18 protein-coding genes are annotated in these 19,744 nt (G+C 69.4%); 5 read left to right on the forward strand and 13 right to left on the reverse strand.

Going from position 1 to position 19,744, the window contains the following annotated elements; genetic code table 11:
* Positions 1-49: 49 nt before the first annotated feature.
* The 13 genes from ABD658_RS09170 to ABD658_RS09230 all read right to left on the reverse strand — a co-directional run bounded on the left by ABD658_RS09170 (position 50) and on the right by ABD658_RS09230 (position 14,431).
* Complete coding sequence (locus ABD658_RS09170) at positions 50-1,432, reverse strand: NAD(P)/FAD-dependent oxidoreductase (RefSeq protein WP_311026013.1); 1,383 nt, start codon at positions 1,430-1,432, stop codon at positions 50-52.
* Between the two features lie 202 nt (positions 1,433-1,634).
* Complete coding sequence (locus tag ABD658_RS09175) at positions 1,635-3,323, reverse strand: S8 family peptidase (protein WP_344683797.1); 1,689 nt, start codon at positions 3,321-3,323, stop codon at positions 1,635-1,637.
* Between the two features lie 80 nt (positions 3,324-3,403).
* Positions 3,404-4,465 (reverse strand): Ppx/GppA phosphatase family protein, encoded by a 1,062-nt coding sequence (locus ABD658_RS09180; protein ID WP_344683794.1) that lies wholly within the window; start codon positions 4,463-4,465, stop codon positions 3,404-3,406.
* Entirely contained in the window at positions 4,462-5,091 is a 630-nt protein-coding gene (locus ABD658_RS09185; protein WP_344683792.1) for a DUF501 domain-containing protein, read from the reverse strand. The genes ABD658_RS09180 and ABD658_RS09185 overlap by 4 nt, the downstream gene beginning before the upstream one ends.
* 39 nt (positions 5,092-5,130) lie before the next feature.
* Positions 5,131-5,724, reverse strand: coding sequence for an FtsB family cell division protein (locus ABD658_RS09190; protein WP_344683790.1), 594 nt, complete (start codon positions 5,722-5,724; stop codon positions 5,131-5,133).
* A gap of 200 nt (positions 5,725-5,924) precedes the next feature.
* Positions 5,925-7,205 carry a phosphopyruvate hydratase gene (gene eno / locus ABD658_RS09195; protein ID WP_344683788.1) on the reverse strand — a complete coding sequence of 427 codons (1,281 nt, stop codon included), beginning with the start codon at positions 7,203-7,205 and terminating at the stop codon, positions 5,925-5,927.
* 21 nt (positions 7,206-7,226) lie between these two features.
* Positions 7,227-8,006: a MazG nucleotide pyrophosphohydrolase domain-containing protein gene (locus ABD658_RS09200; RefSeq protein ID WP_344683786.1), complete on the reverse strand. Its 780-nt coding sequence runs from the start codon at positions 8,004-8,006 to the stop codon at positions 7,227-7,229.
* Positions 8,003-9,157: an adenosine deaminase gene (locus tag ABD658_RS09205; protein WP_344683784.1), complete on the reverse strand. Its 1,155-nt coding sequence runs from the start codon at positions 9,155-9,157 to the stop codon at positions 8,003-8,005. Before ABD658_RS09205 ends, ABD658_RS09200 begins: the two co-directional genes overlap by 4 nt.
* 235 nt (positions 9,158-9,392) lie before the next feature.
* Complete coding sequence (locus ABD658_RS09210; protein ID WP_344683783.1) at positions 9,393-10,115, reverse strand: DedA family protein; 723 nt, start codon at positions 10,113-10,115, stop codon at positions 9,393-9,395.
* A 35-nt stretch (positions 10,116-10,150) separates the two neighbouring features.
* A complete protein-coding gene (locus tag ABD658_RS09215; RefSeq protein WP_344683781.1) occupies positions 10,151-11,506 on the reverse strand; it encodes a thymidine phosphorylase in 1,356 nt (451 codons plus the stop codon).
* Positions 11,507-11,565: 59 nt separating this feature from the next.
* Positions 11,566-12,072 carry a cytidine deaminase gene (locus ABD658_RS09220; RefSeq protein WP_083277677.1) on the reverse strand — a complete coding sequence of 169 codons (507 nt, stop codon included), beginning with the start codon at positions 12,070-12,072 and terminating at the stop codon, positions 11,566-11,568.
* Positions 12,073-12,123: 51 nt separating this feature from the next.
* Entirely contained in the window at positions 12,124-13,362 is a 1,239-nt protein-coding gene (locus ABD658_RS09225) for an amidohydrolase (protein WP_070161494.1), read from the reverse strand.
* A complete protein-coding gene (locus tag ABD658_RS09230) occupies positions 13,352-14,431 on the reverse strand; it encodes a mannose-1-phosphate guanylyltransferase (RefSeq protein ID WP_344744362.1) in 1,080 nt (359 codons plus the stop codon). Before ABD658_RS09230 ends, ABD658_RS09225 begins: the two co-directional genes overlap by 11 nt.
* Before the next feature lie 519 nt (positions 14,432-14,950).
* On the opposite strand from ABD658_RS09230, the gene sdhC reads away from it, so the two are divergent.
* From sdhC to ABD658_RS09255, 5 genes are all read left to right on the forward strand, one after another.
* Complete coding sequence (gene sdhC, locus ABD658_RS09235; RefSeq protein ID WP_344683776.1) at positions 14,951-15,331, forward strand: succinate dehydrogenase, cytochrome b556 subunit; 381 nt, start codon at positions 14,951-14,953, stop codon at positions 15,329-15,331.
* A 3-nt stretch (positions 15,332-15,334) separates the two neighbouring features.
* Complete coding sequence (locus tag ABD658_RS09240; protein ID WP_070161499.1) at positions 15,335-15,832, forward strand: succinate dehydrogenase hydrophobic membrane anchor subunit; 498 nt, start codon at positions 15,335-15,337, stop codon at positions 15,830-15,832.
* 124 nt (positions 15,833-15,956) lie between these two features.
* Positions 15,957-17,744: a succinate dehydrogenase flavoprotein subunit gene (gene sdhA / locus ABD658_RS09245; protein ID WP_344683773.1), complete on the forward strand. Its 1,788-nt coding sequence runs from the start codon at positions 15,957-15,959 to the stop codon at positions 17,742-17,744.
* Positions 17,744-18,535: a succinate dehydrogenase iron-sulfur subunit gene (locus ABD658_RS09250; RefSeq protein WP_070161503.1), complete on the forward strand. Its 792-nt coding sequence runs from the start codon at positions 17,744-17,746 to the stop codon at positions 18,533-18,535. Before sdhA ends, ABD658_RS09250 begins: the two co-directional genes overlap by 1 nt.
* Positions 18,536-18,730: 195 nt before the next feature.
* On the forward strand, positions 18,731-18,946 hold the full coding sequence (locus ABD658_RS09255; RefSeq protein WP_344683771.1) for a hypothetical protein: 216 nt from the start codon (positions 18,731-18,733) through the stop codon (positions 18,944-18,946).
* The last annotated feature ends 798 nt before the right edge of the window (positions 18,947-19,744 follow it).

The raw sequence follows: 19,744 nt of genomic DNA on the forward strand, positions 1-19,744 counted from the left end.
GCCGGTCAGGCGCTCGGGCCCGGCCGGCAGGTCGCAGGAGTCGAACGTCTCAGGCGTCGGCCTTCTTCTTAGCCGGGGTCGCGGCCTCCTCGAACTGGCGGCGCGGGGTCTCCAGGTCGCGCAGCGGGGTGATGTCCCGACCGAAGACGAACTCGTTGAGCCAGTTGCTGGCCACACGCACCTTGCGCTCCACGGTGGGGATCGCCATGCCGTGGTATCCGCGGTGGGCCAGCCAGGCCGGGAAGCCCTTGAGCTTGACGCCCATCGGGTTGCCCACACCCTTGAACAGGCCCAGTCCGGCCACAGCGCCGAGGGAGTCGTGCTTGTACTCGCTGACCTTCCCCTCCCCGAAGCGGGCGGCCACGAGGTTCTTGACCAACTGCTTGGACTGCCGCAGCGCATGCTGAGCATTGGGGACGCAGAAGCCGCCCGGCCCGGCGCCGGTGAGGTCCGGCACGGCAGCGACGTCGCCGGCGGTCCAGGCACCCTCGATCGGGCTGCCCTCCTCGTCGACGATCTGCAGCGTGGCAGAGGCGGTGATGCGGCCGCGCTCGTCGATCGGGAAGCTGGAGCGGCGCGCCACGGCATTGGCGGCCACACCGGCGGTCCAGACCAGGGTGTCGGCCTCGAAGCGGTCGGCCTCGGACTTGTCCGCCATGTTGATCAGCTGCAGCTCGCCGTCGACGGCGGAGCCCAGCGACGTGTTCAGCAGCACCTCGATGCCGCGGCCGCGCAGGTGCTCGACCACGCCGACGGCCTGGTCCTCGGAGACCTCCGGCATGATGCGGCCCATGGCCTCGACGAGCACGATGCGCACGTCGGACTGACTCAGGCGCGGGTTGGCCGAGACGGCGGCGCGGATGATGTCCTCCATCTCCGCGATGCACTCGATGCCGGCGAAGCCGCCGCCGACCACGGTGAAGGTCAGCGCCCGGGACTTGGCCTTCTCATCGGTCATGGTGGAGGCGGCCTCGATGCGCTCCAGGATCTGGTTGCGCAGCGTCAGGGCCTCCTCGATGGTCTTCAGACCGATGCCCTGCTCGGCCAGACCCTCGATCGGGAAGGTGCGAGTGGTCGCGCCCGCCGCCATGATGATGTCCTGGTACGGGATCTCGACGCTCTCCCCGTCCTCCAGCTCCACGCTGGCGGTGCGCTCCGCGTGGTCCACCTCCGTGACCTTGCCGGTGATGACCTCCGTGTCCCGCAGGTGGCTGCGGTGGGAGACGATCGCGTGCCGAGCCTCGATGTGCCCGCCGACCACCTCAGGGAGGAACGGCTGATAGGTCATGTAGGGAAGCGGGTCGACCAGGGTGACGACGCCGCCCTCGGCCTTGACCTTCTTCTGGAGCTTCTGGGCGACGGTGAGGCCGACATATCCACCGCCGACGATCAGAATGCGCGGTTTCTCTGAGAGCTTCTGCGAGATTGCCATGGATGCCATCCTAGCGCTGGTGCTGAGGGGTACGTGAACTGCACACAGCAACAGCGGCGGCCCCTCACCGGTCTTCGGTGCGGACCACCGCCACGCTGCGTGTCCTTCCTTCAGTGCAGTCTACTGCCAGGCACGGTGGGGGGGGCGCGGGTATGACGCCGGACGCCTGTTCCCCTCACCGAACGTTCCCCGGCAGATCGACTCAGGAGCGCCGACGCCGGGACGTCAGGTGCACTGCTGCCACGCTGACCACCGCGATCACCAGCAGCGCGGCGACCCCGACCACCACCGGTCCCGCCCAGTCCTGGGTGCCCCTGGCGTCGGAGGCCTGAGGCCGGTCCCGGGGGTCGCCCTCAGGGCCGGGTGAGACGCCGGCGTCGCTGGGGACGTCGGCGTGCTCAGTGTTGTCGGACTCTCCGCGGCGATGGACACGGATCCACTCCTCGAGGGTCTCGTAGGCCGACGGGTCGAACTCCGGGACGTCATCGCTGGCCACGGCCTGCGCCACGTTGAGGATGCCCTGTCCGAACTCGGGGTCCACACCGTTGCCGTCGCCGACTCCGTCGGCGGTGCTCAGCAGCCGGTGTTTGACCTCCTCGGCGGAGAGGTCAGGATGCGCGGACCACACCAGTGCCGCCGCTCCCGCGACGATCGGCGCCGCGCCGGAGGTGCCCATCCACTGGGTGTTGAGCCCGTCCGGGACCGCCCCGACCAGCGGTTCCGAAGGGGCGGCGATGTCCACCGCGATGCCCTGGGCGGAGGCGTCCTCGCTGATCTCCCGATCCTCGTTGACGCCTGCGACGGTCAGCACGCCGGGGATCGTCGCCGGGGCGCCGACGCTCCAGCTGCCGGAGACTCGGTTGCCCGCCGCGGCGACGACCAGCACGTCGTTCTCCGCAGCCTTCAGAAAGGCCTCGTCCCAGGACTCGGGCCACTCCTGCTCGTTAGGCAGGCCGAAGGACATGTTGATGATGTCCGCCCCGTTGTCCACGGCCCAGTCCACGGCCTCGACCACCTGGTCCTCCAGGTCCGGGCCGTAGGAGTTCGGCATCTCCAACGCCATGGACACGCTCAGCACGTCCGCCTCGGGGGCGACGCCGATCACGCCGGCCGCGTCCTCCTCGGCGTCTTCGTCCTCGGCGTCTTCGTCAGCATCGTCGGCGTCGTCCTCGTCGGCGTCGTCCTCGTCTTCGTCGGCGTCGTCCTCGTCAGCGTCCTCGTCGTCCTCGGTGGTCGAGGCGGGCAGGATCGCCGAGGCGGTGAGGTCCAGCGGCTCACGGCCCTCGCCCGTCAGAAGGACGTCAGAGCTCAGCACTCCGGCACCCTGCGAGAGACCTCGGTTCTCCGCACCCTCGAGCTCGTCGAGGAGGTCGTCCCAGAACTGCTCCCAGTCCTCGTCGGTGAACTCCTCGTAGTCCTCCGGCTCAGGGAGCTCGTCGAGCTCGTCTCCGGTGGGCTCGTAGCCACGCCCGGCCGCCAGGGAGGCCACCATGGTGCCGTGTTCGGTGGAGAACTGCTCCACCGGCCCCCCAGAGCCGTCACCACCTCCGGAGACGTCGGTGCCGTCGACGACGGCGCCCTCCAAGGTGGGGTGGTCGGCGTCGACGCCGGTGTCGAGGATCGCGATGGTCACGCCCTCGCCTCGAGCGGTCTCCCAGGCCTCGGTGACGCCATAGTCCTCGAGCCAGAACTGCGCGTCCCGCCAGGCATCAGCATCGGCGGCAGGAGCCGTGACCACCCCGCCGACGGTGACAGCGGGGGCCAGCAGCAGCGCGGCGGCGGCCAGCATTCCCGGCCCGGCCGCACGACGCCGCCCGTGACGGCCACGCCGTCCTCCGTGGGGCGAGCCCTGCCGGGCCGCGTCCCTCGTCTCCGGGGCAGCGTCAGTCATGGTCTTCCTTCTGTTCCGTTCCCTGCTGGGGTGCTCGTGATGCTGGGGGCGCTCGTGATGCGTACTCATGCGGGCAGGGCTCAGCCCCGGCCGGTCGCCTCCTGCGCGGCGCCGGTGGCGAGCGACAGGGCGATGCCGTCCAGAATGTCATGCTCCGACGCGACGGCGGTAGTCACCCGCCCCTTCGTGACCTTATTGATGTAGTCCAGGATGGTGCCCCAGATCAGCGCACCGGCGCCGATGACGTCCACCCGGCCGGGGTGCATGAACGGCATGTGGGCCCGCTGGTCCCGGGGCGCGTGCACCAGCTGGTCCACCGACTGGTGGATGCGGTCCAACCCCACCTCGGCGCCGTGGATGAGATCCGGATCGTAGTCCTCGAGGTCCAAGGCGTGGGCGGTCACCGTGGTCACCGTGCCGGCGACGCCGATGACGACGTCGGTCTCGTGCAGCGGCATGACCTGGCTGACGTCCTCCAGGAAGGAGAGCGTCTCGAAGCTCGCCATGGAGGTCTCGGTCTCTGCCGGCGGGTCGGTGCGCATATGCCGCTCGGTGAATCGGACGCACCCCATGTCCGTGGAGATGGCGTGCTCCATGCCCTTCGAGGTGCCCAGGACGAACTCGGTGGATCCTCCGCCGAGGTCCACCACGAGGACCTTCCGCTCGGGGTCCCAGTCCAGCAGGGAGGCCGCACCCACGAAGGAGAGCCCGGCCTCCTCGCTGCCGCGGATGACCTCCGGCTCCACGCCGAGGCGGTCCTTGATGCCTGCGATGAACGCGTCGCGGTTCGCCACGTCTCGGGTCGCGGAGGTGGCCACGAAGCGGACCGCCTCCACCTTGTGCCGACGGATCAGGGCTGCGTAGCTGTCCACCGCGGCGAACGTGCGCTCCAGCGCGGCCGGGGAGAACTCTCCGGTCTCGTCCACGCCCTCGCCCAGACGGACCACGGTCATCTGCCGGACGACATCCGTGAGCCGCGAACGATGCATCTGGGCGACCGCGCTGTGCTCACCGGTCTCGGTCCCCCACGGCTCCTGCCCCTCCGGGACGTTCTGGGGTCCGCGCGGCTCCCCCGCGCTCTCCACATCGGCGATCAGCAGGCGGATCGAATTGGTCCCGCAGTCGATGGCGGCCACTCTCATTGCTGCTCCTCCTTCAGTCGCCGCACGTGTCGGCTGAGGTCACGGGTCGGGATCTCGGCGTCATGGTCCCATGCGGCAGCACAGGTGCAGACCTCCGGCGTCCAGTCCTCGGCGATGCGGTCCAGGGTCTCGTCGCCCAGCGGGGTGATGCCGGGACCCACGGCCAGCGCGTGGCCGACGAGCACATGCAGGCACTTCACGCGGTCGGGCATGCCCCCGGCGGTGATCCCGTCGATCTCCCAGACGGGATCCACACCGGCGGCCAGCCGGATGCGTTCACGCTCGGCCAGGTAGTTCTCATGGGCGGCCCGGTGGGCGGCGGCAAGCTCCTCGTCCTGGCCCAGGCGCTCCGTCATCTCCGCCATCACGCCGGCAGCCTCCAGCCGGGACACGGCCTGGGTGAGGGTGGGATGCGTGAGATAGAACGTCGTCGGGAAGGGGATCCCGTTGGAGAGTCGCGGCGCGGTGGCGGCCACCAGCGGGCTGCCGCAGCGGCAGCGGGCCGGGATCTCGACGACGTCGCGCACCGGTCTGCCCAGCTGCAGGCTGAGCGTGTCCAGATCATCCTGGGTGGGGGTGGCGCTGCGGGGCTGGCTCATCGTCTCGCGGGCTCTCCTGGTGCTCATGGGCGGGTCCTCGGCAGGAACGGACCTCCACCGTCGAGACTAATCTACGGCAGACCGGACCAGAGAATCCCACAGCGCCTCAGCCCAGGGGAGGTCGGTACGGACCTCGCTGTCCTCCTGGTTCTCCGGAGTGTCGTCCTCCCCGGTGAGGTCGCCGATCACGTGGTACTGACGCTCCCCCGGCATCGCCAGGTTGATGCGTTCGCGCGCCTGCTGACGCACGTACTCGGGGTCGTCCCAGCGGCTGATCTCGGATTCGAGCGCGTCCTGACGCTGCTGCTCCTCGGCGATTCCTGCCTCCAGCTCGGCCAGCTCGGAACGCTGCTGGAGATAGGTGCGCACAGTGGGCACCAGGAAGGAGACCACCACCAGGGCGACCAGGGTCATCACGATCAGCCGGCCGGAGAGGGTCCGCTCCGGGACCAGCGAGCGGGCGCTGACGGCCGTGCGCTCCCCGGAGGGGCGGCGCTGCTTCGGCGGGCTCACTCGGCGCGCACGGCGGGCGGCGAGGTCGGCCGGCATCCGGATCTCTCCGGAGACCTGCTCGCGCTCGGCGAGCCGGCGGGCTTCGGCGGAAGCGACGCGGGCGCTGCGGCCGGCGTCGGAGTCGCTGCGTCTGGCATGCCTGGCCATGGTCACCGCCTTCCGTGTGCCACCGGTGTCTCAGCTGGGGCGACGCCCTGCGCGCCGTCGAAGTCCCAGGGTAGTCGCCGACGGCTCGTCGACGGCGGCGGACACGCAGAGGGGCCGCACCCGGGGCATCGGAACGATGCTCCGGGTGCGGCCCCTCAGACGGTGCTCAGGTCGCGCTGATCAGGATGGGCCGACCAGAGTCAGCTGCGGAAACGCGGGAAGGCGCTCGCGCCAGCGTATGCGGCGGCGTCGCCGAGCTCCTCCTCGATGCGCAGCAGCTGGTTGTACTTCGCCACACGCTCGGAGCGGGCCGGGGCGCCGGTCTTGATCTGCCCGGCGTTGGTGGCCACGGCGATGTCCGCGATCGTAGTGTCCTCGGTCTCGCCGGAACGGTGGGAGACCATCGTGGTGTAGCGGCTGCGCTGCGCCAGGGAGATGGCGTCCAGGGTCTCGGTCAGCGAGCCGATCTGGTTGACCTTCACCAGCAGCGAGTTGGCAGTGTCAGCGTCGATGCCCTTGGCCAGACGGTCCGGGTTGGTGACGAAGAGGTCGTCGCCCACCAGCTGGACCTTGTCGCCGATGGTCTCGGTCAGGGTCTTCCAACCGGCCCAGTCGTCCTCGTCCAGCGGGTCCTCGATGGAGACCAGCGGGTAGGCGTCCACCAGCTCGGAGTAGTAGGCGCTCATCTGCTCGGGGGTCTTCTGCTCGCCCTCGAAGGTGTAGGCGCCCTCGGAGTAGAACTCGGTGGCGGCGACGTCGAGGGCCAGCGCCACATCCGTGCCCGGGGTGTAGCCGGCGCGCTTGATGGCCTCGGTGATCAGGTCCAGCGCGTCGCGGTTCGACGGCAGGTCCGGGGCGAAGCCGCCCTCGTCACCCAGGCCGGTGTTCAGGCCCTTCTCCTTCAGCAGGCCCTTCAGTGCGTGGTAGACCTCGACGCCGGAGCGCAGCGCCTCGGAGAAGGTGGCCGCACCGATGGGAGCGATCATGAACTCCTGGATGTCCACGTTGGAGTCCGCGTGGGAGCCGCCGTTGAGGATGTTCATCATCGGCACCGGCAGCAGGTGGGCGTTCGGCCCGCCGAGGTACTTGTACAGGGGCAGGTCTGAGGCGTCGGCGGCGGCCTTGGCCACGGCCAGGGAGACGCCGAGGATCGCGTTGGCGCCGAGACTGTTCTTGTTGTCGGTGCCGTCGAGGTCCAGCAGGATCTGGTCGATCAGGCGCTGCTCGGTGGCGTCCTGGCCCTCCAGGGCGGGGGCGATGACGTCGTTGACCGCGGACACGGCGCCGGAGACGCCCTTGCCCAGGTACCGGCCCTTGTCGCCGTCACGGCGCTCCACGGCTTCGAAAGCTCCGGTGGAGGCGCCGGAGGGGACGGCGGCCTGGCCGAAGCTGCCGTCGTCGAGAAGCACGTCGACCTCGACGGTCGGGTTTCCGCGTGAGTCGAGGATCTCGCGGCCGTACACACTGGCGATGAGTGACATGGGTAGTCGGCTCCTTTTCGGTTATCTGGACAGTCCGGGGCCGACGCGCCCTTGCGCCAGCGTGCTGAGGTGGCGACGCAGCGCGCGTTCGGGGTCCTGACCCCGAGAACGTGCTCTCTCCACCACCGAGAAGAGTAGTTCACCTAAGGCGTCCTCGTCAGCCGCGGCGAGCGGATCGTGGGCTGAGGAGGCGGGTCTGGCGCCGACGTCGTCGCCTGCCTCGGGGTCGGCCGAGACGGTGCGGTCCAGCCGGTCGATGAGCTTGGCGGCCCGGGCCAGGGCGGGAAGATGGGCCGGCAGGGAGCCGACGACGGCGGCGAGCTCGGCGTCACCGTCGGCTCCGTTCTGCCCGGCCGTCACCTCCTCGACAGCCTTCTCCTCGGCCTTCTCCTCTGCTTTGATGCGGGTCCAGGCGCGTTCGATCTGATCCAGGGAGGCCTGGGCGTCGACGTCGAGCTGCCCATCAGAGGTGAAGACATGCGGGCTGCGGCGCACCAGTTTGGCGGTGATCGCCTCGGCCACGCCGTCGAGGTCGAAGCTGGAGCGTTCGGCGGCCAGCTGGGCGTGCAGCACGATCTGGAAGAGCAGGTCGCCCAGCTCCTGACGCAGGGATTCGCCCACGCCTCCGGCCTCGATCTCCTCGACCGTCTCGTAGGCCTCCTCCACCAGGTACTCCACGAGGGAGCCATGGCTCAGCCGCTGCGTCCACGGACAGTGGAGGCGCAGCTGGGCCACCACCCACTCCAGCCGCCGCACGGGGTCCGACGGCGGCTGGGCGGACGGCTGGTGGGCCGTGGTCACTGCCAGGCCTCGAGGATCAGCGCCGAGAGCGCCTCCCGCTCCTCCTGTCCGAGGAAGGAGGACTCCAGAGCGTTGATCTGGAAGTCGGCGAGTTCGGCGAGCTCGTACCCGAAGGCTTCGGCCAGCAGAGCCAGCTCGCCGGAGAGGGTCACCCCGGAGACCAGGCGGTTGTCCGTGTTGACCCCGACGTTGAAGCCCAGCTGGTAGAGCATGTCGAACGGGTGGTCGGTGATCGTCGCGGTCCCGTCCGAGGCGAAGGGGGCGATGGCGCCGGTCTGCAGGTTGGAGGTGGGACTGACCTCCAGGTGCACCTGCCGGTCGCGGACCCAGCGGGCGACGTCGCCGAGGATGACCTCGTAGGCGTCGCCGCCGTCGTCGGAGGTCACCGGCTCCTCAGAGATCGAGACGTCCTCGGCGATCCGCACCCCGTGGCCCAGACGCTGGGCGCGCCCGGAGACGAGCGCGTCACGGATGGACTCGACGCCGTCGGCCTCCCCGGCGTGGACGGTGGCCGGGATCATCGCCTCGGCCAACGCGGTGAACGCCGGAGCGAACCGGGACGGCGGGAAGCCGTGCTCGGGCCCAGCGATGTCGAAGCCGACCACACCGCGGTCACGGTGGCGCTTGGCCAGTTCCACGGCTTCGTCGGCACGGTCGGACTGACGCATCGCAGAGATCAACTGGCCGACCACCACGATCCGGTCCTCATCCTCGAGGGCGGCCATGCCCTCCTCCAGCCCCGCCTGGACGGCCTCGACGGCCTCATCCAGACTCAGCCCCTGCTGCTGGTGCTGCTCCGGGGCCCAGCGGACCTCGGCGTAGACCACACCGTCCGCTGCGAGATCCTCCACGTATTCGCGGGCCACGCGGCGCAGGTTCTGCGCAGTCTGCATGACCGCCGTGGTGAGCCCGAAAGCCTCCAGGTAGCGCTCCAGGGACCCGGAGTCGGCGTTCTCCCGGAACCGGCGGGCCAGCGCCTCGGGGTCCTCGGTGGGCAGCTCGACGCCGGCCTCGCGGGCGAGCTCGATGAGCGTGGCCGGACGCAGACCGCCGTCGAGGTGATCATGGAGGCTGACCTTGGGCAGCGAGCGGATCTGCTCGAGAAGGGAATCGGTGGAACCGGTGGTCTCTGGCGAGGAAGTCGCAGTCATGGCACCAGCCTATCGGCCATAGGATGGGCCGGGAATCGACGCACCGCACGGAGACTGAACGCCGATGGACGTCCACTGGCCCGTCTTCCTCTCCCTCGTCCTGGCGAGCTTCATCTCTCCCGGCCCTGACACTGTGGTGATCCTGTGTTCCAGCGCCCGGGGCCTGCGAACAGGCACGCTGACCTCCGCAGGGGCGGCGCGTGGGCTGGTTGTCTCTCTCATGTCGGGGCCACAGTCAGCCCTCGTCGTGCTCCCGATGGTGCCGCCGCAGCCGGATCGGCCGCTCCACCTCGATGACACCGGTGTCCTGGTAGCCCTCCGGGTCGATGTGCACACCCTTGCGATCGAGCCAGACGGACAGCAGGCGGAAGAGACGGTCGCAGAGCAGACCCAGCAGCACCGCCACCCCGATGCCCACCAGCATCGCCAGCAGCTGGCTGCCCAGCAGCTCGGTGCCCACTGCACCCAGCACGATGAGCCAACTCGCCCAGACGAGGGAGGCGACCGCGTCGATCAGCAGGAACCGTCGCTTGGAGTACCGAGTGGACCCGGCCACGAAATTGATCGCCACCCGCGCGCCCGGGATGAAGCGACCCACGAAGATCAGCAGCACTCCCCGTTTGTCCAGCTCATGGCGGGACCAGGTCAGGGTCCGCTGCATCGCCGGGCGACGCAGCCATGCCCACCGATCGGTGCCGATCCGTCGGCCCAACAGGTAGGCCACGAAGTCACCCAGCACGGCGGCGCCTGCTGCCACCAGGATCACCCACAGCCACCAGGGCGTCCCCGGCTGGTCCTGGACCGAGCCGAGTGTGATGATCAACGAATCCGACGGCAGCGGCGGGAAGACCCCATTGATGAAGACGAAGCCCCCGAGGCCCAGTAGGGTCCACCAGCCGGAGGCCACCTCGATGACCAGCGCGTTGAAGAACTCGCTCCACTCCTGGAAACGCGTCATCGGGGTCCCCTCAGCAGCGCCGCGGCCGGTGCCGCTTAGAGGTCCTCGGCGCTGATGCGGTCCAGCACCAGGTCCCCGAGCTCCACCGGACCACCCTCCGCATCGACGTCGACCGCTCCCTGCAGCGCCTCCTCGGCACGGGCCATCCGCGACTCCTCATCGGTGAGCAGCGTGAACAGCGGCTGGCCCTCCTGGACCACCTCACCGGGCTTGACGTGCATCCGCACCCCAGCCCCGGCCTGCACGGCGTCCTCCTTGCGGGCGCGCCCCGCCCCCAGACGCCAGGCGGCCAGGCCCACCGCCATCGCATCCATCCGGGTCACCGTCCCGGAGACCCCTGCGGTCACCGTGTGCTGGTGTGCCGCGGTCGGCAGGTCCGCGTCCGGATCCCCGCCCTGGGCGGCGATCATCCGCCGCCAGGTGTCCATGGCTCGTCCGTCCTTCAGCGCCTCCGCCGGGTCCGCATCCGTTACCCCGGCGGCGGTGAGCATCTCCTGCGCCAGCGCCACGGTCAGCTCCACGACGTCGGACGGCCCGCCCCCGGCGAGCACCTCCACCGACTCCTGAACCTCGATGGCATTGCCGGCGGTCAGCCCCAGAGGGGTCTCCATGGCCGTGATCAGGGCAGTCGTCGCCACTCCGGCGTCGGTGCCCAGGGCGACCATGGTGCGGGCCAGTTCCTCAGCGTCCTCGCGGGACTTCATGAAGGCACCGGAACCGACCTTCACGTCCAGCACGAGCGCATCGGTGCCCTCGGCGATCTTCTTGGACATGATGGAACTGGCGATCAGCGGGATCGCCTCCACGGTGCCGGTGACGTCCCGCAGGGCATAGAGCTTCTTGTCCGCCGGAGCCAGCCCGGCTCCGGCCGCGCAGATCACCGCGCCGACGTCGTCCAGCTGAGCGAGCATCTCCTCGTTGCTCAGCGACGCCCGCCAGCCGGGGATGGCCTCCAGCTTGTCCAGCGTGCCGCCGGTGTGGCCCAGGCCGCGGCCCGAGAGCTGCGGCACCGGCACCCCGAAGCTCGCTACCAGCGGAGCCAGCGGCAGGGTGATCTTGTCCCCCACCCCGCCGGTGGAGTGCTTGTCCGCCGTGCGGCGGCGGGCGCCGTCGGCAGTGGTCAGCGAGGAGAAGTCCATCCGCTCCCCCGAGGCGATCATCGCCCGGGTCCACGAGGAGATCTCATCCCGGACCATGCCGCGCAGCAGGATCGCCATGGCCATGGCCGACATCTGCTCATCGGCCACCCGGCCGGCGGTGTAGGCGGCGATCACCCAGTCGATCTCCGCCGAGGAGAGCACCCTGCCGTCGCGCTTGGTGCGGATCAGGTCGACGACGTCGAAGGCCTGCGGGTCGAAGCCGGTCGGTGCGGAGGTGACGTCAGAGGTCATGGGGAGGTGTCCTCTCGAGTGGACGGTGTCGTGGATCGGACAGGGCGGCGCGGGAAGGCTCAGTCCTCGAGGTCCCGCGGGCCGAAGGCCTGGGGCAGGAGGTCCTGCAGCGTGGTCACGCCGTCCGCGGTCCGGATGAACAGCGTCTCGGCGGCGAACTCATGGAGCAGCTGACGGCACCGGCCGCACGGGGTGATCGGCTCGCCGTCGCCATTGACGCAGGTGAACGCCACCAGACGGCCGCCTCCGGACATCTGCAGCTGGCCCACCATGGTGCATTCCGCACACAGCGTCAGCCCGTAGGAGGCGTTCTCCACATTGCAGCCGGAGACGATGCTGCCGGTGTCCAGGAGCCCCGCCGCTCCCACCGGGTACTTCGAGTACGGCACATAGGCCTTGGTCATGGCGATCCGCGCCTGGGTGTGCAATGCATCCCAGTCCACGGAGCCCCCGCCGGGGGCCAGCCGGAGGCTGCCGGTGAAGTCCAGATCCTCATGCTCCGCGGAAGGGCCGCCGGCCGGATCTGTCGAGCGCTCGGCGGAGTCGCGGGGGTGATCGACGTTCATGGGGTCATCCTACGGGTGGTACGGACAGGGAGTGGACCGGGGCGGGTGGCGTCATGAGGTCCTGCCGAAGGCTCCGGACGGCCCGGCGGCCAGGCAGCGCAGCGCCGTGGCGACCATGACCTTGGTGCCGACCGCCAGCGCCCGCTCGTCCGGGGCGTAGTCTCCGCGGTGGAGGTCGAAGTCCTCCCCGCCGGGGGTGCGGGTTCCCAGCCGAAACATCGCTCCGGGCCGTTCCTGGGTCATCCAGGCGAAGTCCTCTCCGCCCATGGACTGCGGGGCCAGTTCGACGGCGTCGGCGCCCAGCATGGCCCGTCCGCACTCCTCCAGCAGCATGGTCTCCGCCTCGGCGTTGTTCACCGGCGGCACGCCCCGGACATGCTCCAGGGCGACGTCCACGCCGAAGGGTGCCGCGCATTGGCCGATGATCTCCTCCAGCAGCTCTCCGGCACCGCGCCAGGCCTCGGCGTCGAGGACCCGCATGGTGCCCACCAGCGTGCCGGTCGACGGGATGGCGTTGTGCGCGCTGCCGGCCTGGATCTGGCCCCACACCAGGGAGACCGCTGAGCGGACGTCCACCCGGCGGGACAGCACGCTGGGGGCGGTGGTGGCGATGTGCGCCAGGGCGGAGACCACGTCCTCGGTCAGGTGCGGCCGGGAGGTGTGTCCGCCGCGGCCGGTGACCTCGATGCGCACCACGTCGGCCGCCGACGTGATCGCACCGATGCGGGTGCCGATGGTCTCCACGTCGATGCGCGGGTCCGCGTGCAGCGCGAAGACCCGCGGCACCGGCTCCAGCACGCCGCGACGGATCACCTCCAGCGCGCCGCCGGGCATGGTCTCCTCCGCCGGTTGGAAGATGATCCGCACGCTGCCGCCCAACCCATGGGGCCGCTCGTCGTGCAGCCGCTGCAGGCTCAGTGCGAGCCCCAGCATGACAGTGGTGTGGATGTCATGGCCGCAGGCGTGGGCGACGTCGGGGTGCTGCGAGGCGTAGTCCAGGTCCGTCAGCTCGGTGACCGGCAGCGCGTCGATGTCTCCGCGGAATCCGGCGACCAGCGGCCCGTCGCCGACGTCGACGAACAGCCCGGTGGTCTCCGGCAGCATCTGCGGCTCCAGTCCGACCTCCCGCAGCCAGGCGGCGATCCGGTTCGTGGTCTCCACCTCCTGCCAGGAGAGCTCCGGATGGGAGTGGATCTCCCGGCGCATGGCCAGCAGCCGGGGCTCCAGGTCCTCGACGACGGCGGCCGCCCCGTGGAGCGCCTCATCGGTGGTGACAGGGCTAGAGGACATCGGAGTCTCCCTTCTCACGCAGCGCCTCCACCGCCTGCTTGACGGACTGGGCGTGATCGGTGGTGGTCACCAGCAGGGCGTCCTCGGTGTCCACCACCACGATGTCCTGGACACCGATGAGCGCGACGACCCGCTGGGTGTCGGAGACCACCACGCCACTGGACTGGTCCGAGTAGACGCGTGCTTTCTCTCCCAGCACGGTCATCTCATCCTGCTCATGCGCGGGGTTCAGTCGGGCGATGGCGGCGAAGTCGCCGACGTCGTCCCAGGTGAAGTCCCCGGGGATGACGGCCACGTCCCCGGCGTCGGCGGCCGGCTCCGCCACGGCATAGTCGATGGCGGTCTTCGGCAACGACGGCCAGATCCGCTGCATGACCTCGTCCTGCCGCGATGTGCCCCAGGCCTCGGCGATCTCCACCAGACCGGCGTGCAGCTGCGGCTCGGCGGCCCGCAGATGCTGCAGCAGCAGCCCCACCGGGGCCACGAACATTCCCGCGTTCCACAGGTAGTCGCCGTCGGCCACGTACTGGGCGGCCCGCGCCTCCCCCGGCTTCTCCACGAACTCGGCCACCTGACGAGCGCTCGGCGCGTGGTCCACCTCGAGCCGCTCCCCGCGGCGGATGTAGCCGAAGGCTGTGGAGGGATGGGTGGGGGTGATCCCGATGGTCACGATCTTGCCGGTGGCCGCCGTGGCGACGGCCTCCCGGACGGCCGCCTGGAAGGCGTCCACCGGGGCGATGACCTGGTCGGCGGCAAAGGACCCCATGATGATGTCCGCACTGCGCCGGTGCAGGATCGCCGCGGCCAGTCCGATTGCGGCCGCAGAGTCCTTCGGCGAGGGCTCGAGGACCAGATCGTCCTCGTCCACCTCGGGCAGCTGGGCGCGCACCGCGTCCCGGTGCTGCTCACCGGTGACCACCACCACGCGTTCGCCGGTCAGCGGAGCCAGCCGCTCGTAGGTGCCCCGGATCAGGGTGGTGCCGGAGCCCGTGAGGTCATGCAGGAACTTCGGCGCGTTCGCGCGCGAGAGCGGCCACAGCCGGGTGCCCACGCCGCCGGCGGGGATCACGGTGTAGAAGCGCTCGAAGCTGACGGGGGGCGCAACAGAGGCCGCGACGGCGTCGTGGTCCCCGGCGTGCCGGGCCTCGGCCCCGGCCAGAGAGGCATCATGTGCGAAAGTCACTCCCCCAGGGTAGACGTGTCCGGCGACATCGGCCCGTTCCGGCGCTGCGGGTCCTCTCCCGCCCGGAGCGACGTGAGCCTCCCTCTCGGGCCCGCATCCCTACCTGGGGCCGCTCTCGCGCCCCCGGGAAAGTCGAATTTCTACGTCACGTAGAAATATTGGCGGTCCGTCCTGTGGCGAAGGTCATGATTCATCTCCTCCCGGACGGAAGGTCTACGATGATCCGCGCAACATTGCGTCCAGGAATGTGCCGACGCCCGCGTCACCGGCGACGGTGGCTTACCCTGGTACGTAGATCGCACTCGCACAGGCGTCACACACATCCGCTCCGCCAACTGCGATCAGATGCGCACCCAAGGAAGGGCGGGCGGAACGCCATGCGACGATGCAGGGAGGTTTACACACGTGACGCAATCCAAAGGCACCCTGTACAGGGGCCGAGAAGGCATGTGGTCCTGGGTCGGCCACAGGATCACCGGCGTCGGCATCTTCTTCTTCCTCCTGGTCCACGTGCTCGACACTTCGCTCGTGCGCGTGTCTCCGGAGGCCTACGATGCCGTCATCGGCGCCTATAAGAACCCCATCATGATCATCGGCGAGATCGGCCTGGTCGGCGCGATCGTCTTCCACGCCTTCAACGGTCTGCGGATCATCCTGGTGGACTTCTGGAAGAAGGGCACGCGCTACCACAAGCAGATGCTCTGGGGCGTGCTCGCCCTCTGGATCGTGACGATGGTCGCCTTCAGCGCCCGTCACCTGATGCTCTTCCTGGAAGGGTGGAACTGATCGATGACCGCCACCAACTCTGAAGCAGTCCTCCCGGCACAGGGCATCGAGGCCCCCCGCTCGGGACGAGTGGACCCCAAGTACCTGCGCAGCAAGACGACCTCCGGCAGCTTCGAGATGGCCGCCTGGGTCTTCATGCGCGTCTCCGGCATCGCCCTGGTGGTGCTCATCTTCGTGCACCTGTGGGTGAACCTCATGGTGGGTGACGGCATCCACCAGGTCGACTTCGGCTTCGTCGCCGGCAAGTGGGCCAACCCGGTCTGGCAGTTCTGGGACCTGACCATGCTCTGGCTGGCCATGCTGCACGGCACCAACGGCATGCGCACCATCATCAACGACTACGCCGAGAAGGACTCGACCCGCCTGTGGCTGAAGTCGATCCTCTACATCGGCAGCACGGTGATCATCATCCTGGGCACCATGGTGATCTTCACCTTCGAGCCGTGCCTGCTGGACAGCACCACCGGCGAGCCGCTGCCGCGGGCGGTCTGCCCGAACTGATCGACGAGCGCCCCTCCCCGCCGGGCTGACCCCGGGCTCCGCCCAGGGCACGACGACGGCGGGGAGCGCGGGCCCCGTCCGAGACGCCTCCACCACTTCCGACCGAAGAGAGACACCCAAGCTGATGCAGGTTCACAAGTATGACGTCGTCATCGTCGGCGCCGGCGGCGCGGGGATGCGCGCCGCCATCGAATCCGGCCAGCGCGCCCACACCGCCGTGCTGACGAAGCTCTATCCGACCCGCTCCCACACCGGCGCCGCCCAGGGCGGCATGTGCGCCGCCCTCGCGAACGTCGAGGAGGACAACTGGGAGTGGCACACCTTCGACACCGTCAAGGGCGGTGACTACCTGGTCGACCAGGACGCGGCCGAGGTCATGGCCAAGGAGGCCATCGACGCCGTCCTCGACCTGGAGAAGATGGGGCTGCCCTTCAACCGCACCCCCGAGGGCAAGATCGACCAGCGTCGCTTCGGCGGCCACACGCGCGACCACGGCAAGGCCGCCGTGCGCCGCGCCTGCTATGCGGCCGACCGCACCGGCCACATGATCCTGCAGACGCTCTACCAGAACTGCGTCAAGCACAACGTGGAGTTCCACAACGAGTACTACGTGCTGGACCTGCTCACCGTGGAGGAGGACGCCACCCGCGAGGACGGCACCCCCTACAAGCAGAAGCGCGTCGCCGGCGTCGTCTCCTACGACCTCGCCAACGGTGAGATCCACGTCTTCCAGGCCAAGTCCGTGGTGTTCGCCACCGGCGGGCTGGGCAAGATCTTCAAGACCACCTCCAACGCGCACACGCTGACCGGGGACGGCATGGCCATCGCCTACCGCGCCGGGATCCCGCTGGAGGACATGGAGTTCGTGCAGTTCCACCCGACCGGACTGGCCGGGCTGGGCATCCTGCTCTCCGAGGCGGCCCGCGGTGAGGGCGGCATCCTGCGCAACTCCGAGGGCGAACGCTTCATGGAGCGCTACGCCCCCACCATCAAGGACCTGGCACCGCGTGACATCGTCGCCCGGTCCATGGCCAACGAGGTGCGGGAGGGGCGCGGCTGCGGCCCGAACAAGGACTACGTGCTGCTGGACCTGACCCACCTGGAGCCGGCGCACATCGACGCCAAGCTGCCGGACATCACCGAGTTCGCCCGCACCTACCTCGGTGTGGAGCCGTACACGGAGCCGGTTCCGGTGTTCCCCACCTGCCACTACGCCATGGGCGGCGTGCCCACCACGGTGACCTCCGAGGTGCTGCAGGACAACGACACCACCGTCCCCGGCCTCTACGCCGCCGGCGAGGTCGCCTGCGTCTCCGTCCACGGGTCCAACCGGCTGGGCACCAACTCCCTGCTGGACATCAATGTGTTCGGCAAGCGCGCCGGCATCGCCGCCGCCGAGTACGCCGCCACCGCCGAGTTCGTGGAGCTGCCGGAGAACCCGACAGCCCGCACAGAGGAGATGCTCGCCACGGTCCGCAACGGCAACGGCGGAGAGCGGGTGGCCGCCATCCGTGCCGAGCTCCAGGAGACCATGGACGCCAACATGCAGGTGTTCCGTTCCGAGGAGACCATCAAGGAGGCCCTCGGCGTCATCGAGGACCTGCGGGAGCGTTACCAGCAGGTGCAGATCCAGGACAAGGGTCGCCGGTTCAACCTCGACCTGCTCGAGGCCGTGGAGCTCGGCTTCCTGCTGGACATGGCCGAGGTCATGACCGTGGCCGCGCTGCACCGGCAGGAGTCCCGCGGAGGTCACTACCGCGAGGACTTCCCGGACCGCGACGACGAGAACTTCATGCTGCACTCGATGCTCTACCAGGACCCCGAGGCGGAGACCGAGGGCACGAAGGGCATCCGCTTCGAGACCAAGCCGGTCGTCTTCACCCGCTACGAGCCGATGGAGCGTAAGTACTGATGAGCACCCCCACCCAAGACGTCGCAGAGCCTGCCTCCAAGGTCGATCTCGCCCAGAGCTCGGGCGGAGGCGGGGAGATCCCCAGCTTCGACATCACGCTGAAGGTGCGCCGCTACGATCCCGAGTTCTCGGATGAGGCCCGTTGGGACGAGTGGACCCTGACCATGTACGGCACGGACCGTGTGCTGGACGCCCTGCACAAGGTCAAGTGGGAGATCGACGGCTCGCTGACGTTCCGTCGTTCCTGCGCCCACGGCATCTGCGGCTCCGACGCCATGCGCATCAACGGCCGCAACCGCCTGGCCTGCAAGACCCTGCTGAAGGACCTCGACACCTCCAAGCCGATCACGGTGGAGCCGATCAAGGGCCTCCCGGTGGAGAAGGACCTGATCGTGGACATGGAGCCGTTCTTCCAGTCCTACCGGGAGATCATGCCGTTCCTGGTCAACAACTCCCCCGCCCCGACGGCGGAGCGGCTGCAGTCCCCGGAGGACCGCGAGCGGTTCGACGACACCACCAAGTGCATCCTGTGCGCGGCCTGCACGTCCTCCTGCCCGGTGTTCTGGACCGACGGCCAGTACTTCGGCCCCGCGGCGATCGTGAACGCCCACCGCTTCATCTTCGACTCCCGCGACGACGCCGGCGACATGCGCCTGGAGGTCCTCAACGACAAGGAGGGCGTGTGGCGCTGCCGCACCACCTTCAACTGCTCGGACGCCTGCCCGCGCGGGATCGAGGTCACCAAGGCCATCCAGGAGGTCAAGACGGCCATCCTGACCCGGGCCATGTGACCGGCTGACCTACGTTCCCAGGCACCAGGAGGGGCTCGCCGCATGATGCGGCGGGCCCCTCCTGGCGTCTGCACTTTCTGCGTCTGCACCCTCTGCGTCTGCTCCTTCGCCGCCCCTCCCCTCCTGCGGACAGTGCCCCCGGACCTGTGGATAACGTGGGCGGCATCAGGCCGATGTGCGGCAGAGTGTGCTTCCATGGAGATCCCCTCCCGGCCCCAGATCCCCCTGCACCTCGCCCGGCCCACCCCTGACGGTCTGCACACCGGCACCGACCTCAGCTACGGAGCGCGGACGGGCGACATGCTCAGGCTGCGACGCGGCGTCTACGTCCCCGCGCAGGAATGGCTCGACGCCGCACCGTGGGAAAGACCCCGTCCTGATGATCGCAGCCACGGCCCTGGCCGACCCTGAGACGGTCTTCTGCCGCACCAGCGCCCTGCTTCTGCACGGCATCCCGCTGCTGCATCCTCCTCAGCGCATCCACGTGCGGACGATGCGCAGGAGTTCCGTGCGCATCACACGGCAGACGCCGATGACGGGCCGGCTCTCCGCTGACGCCGTTCTGGCCAAGCACCGCCATCCTCCGGCACGGGCAGCGATTCTGCAGGGCATGCCCACGCAGCGCCATGAGCCGATGATTCCACCTGACCAGCACCGCTCTGCCATGCGGTCTCAGGCCCAGCAGGACAGGCGATCTGCCGAAGAGCTGCTCCTCCCCCAGCAGATGCTCCCGCCCACGGCGCTGAGAATCTGCCAGGGCCCTGCCGCCGGGTACCGAGCTGAGCCTCTGGAACTCGCCGCGGTGGACACAGCGACCCGCTTGCCCGCCGCGGACGCCGTCGTCATCCTCGATGCCGTGCTCGCCCGGCTCATGGCGCAAGGTACGGAGGAGCATGAAGCGCGGCGTCTGCTTCTCGCGTGGAAGGACCACGTCAGCTCACGACGCCGGCGCGCTCTGCTGCAGAGGCGTCTCGCATTCGCCGACCCGCGGGCCGAATCTCCGGGAGAATCATGGTCGCGCGTGAGGATCCATGAGCTGGGGTTCGTCACGCCGGAGCTTCAGACCCGAGTGGCACTGGAGACGGGACGGAGCGCGGCCCTGGCCGTCTATGAAGAGAAGATCCGCGAGGACGGGATCCGCCGCACCGGCCGCACGGTGGTGCGATGGGGATGGGAGGACCTGCGACGCCCCACCACACTCGGCACGCG

It is taken from the genome of Nesterenkonia aethiopica (genome assembly GCF_039534665.1).
GTDB lineage: Bacteria > Actinomycetota > Actinomycetes > Actinomycetales > Micrococcaceae > Nesterenkonia > Nesterenkonia aethiopica.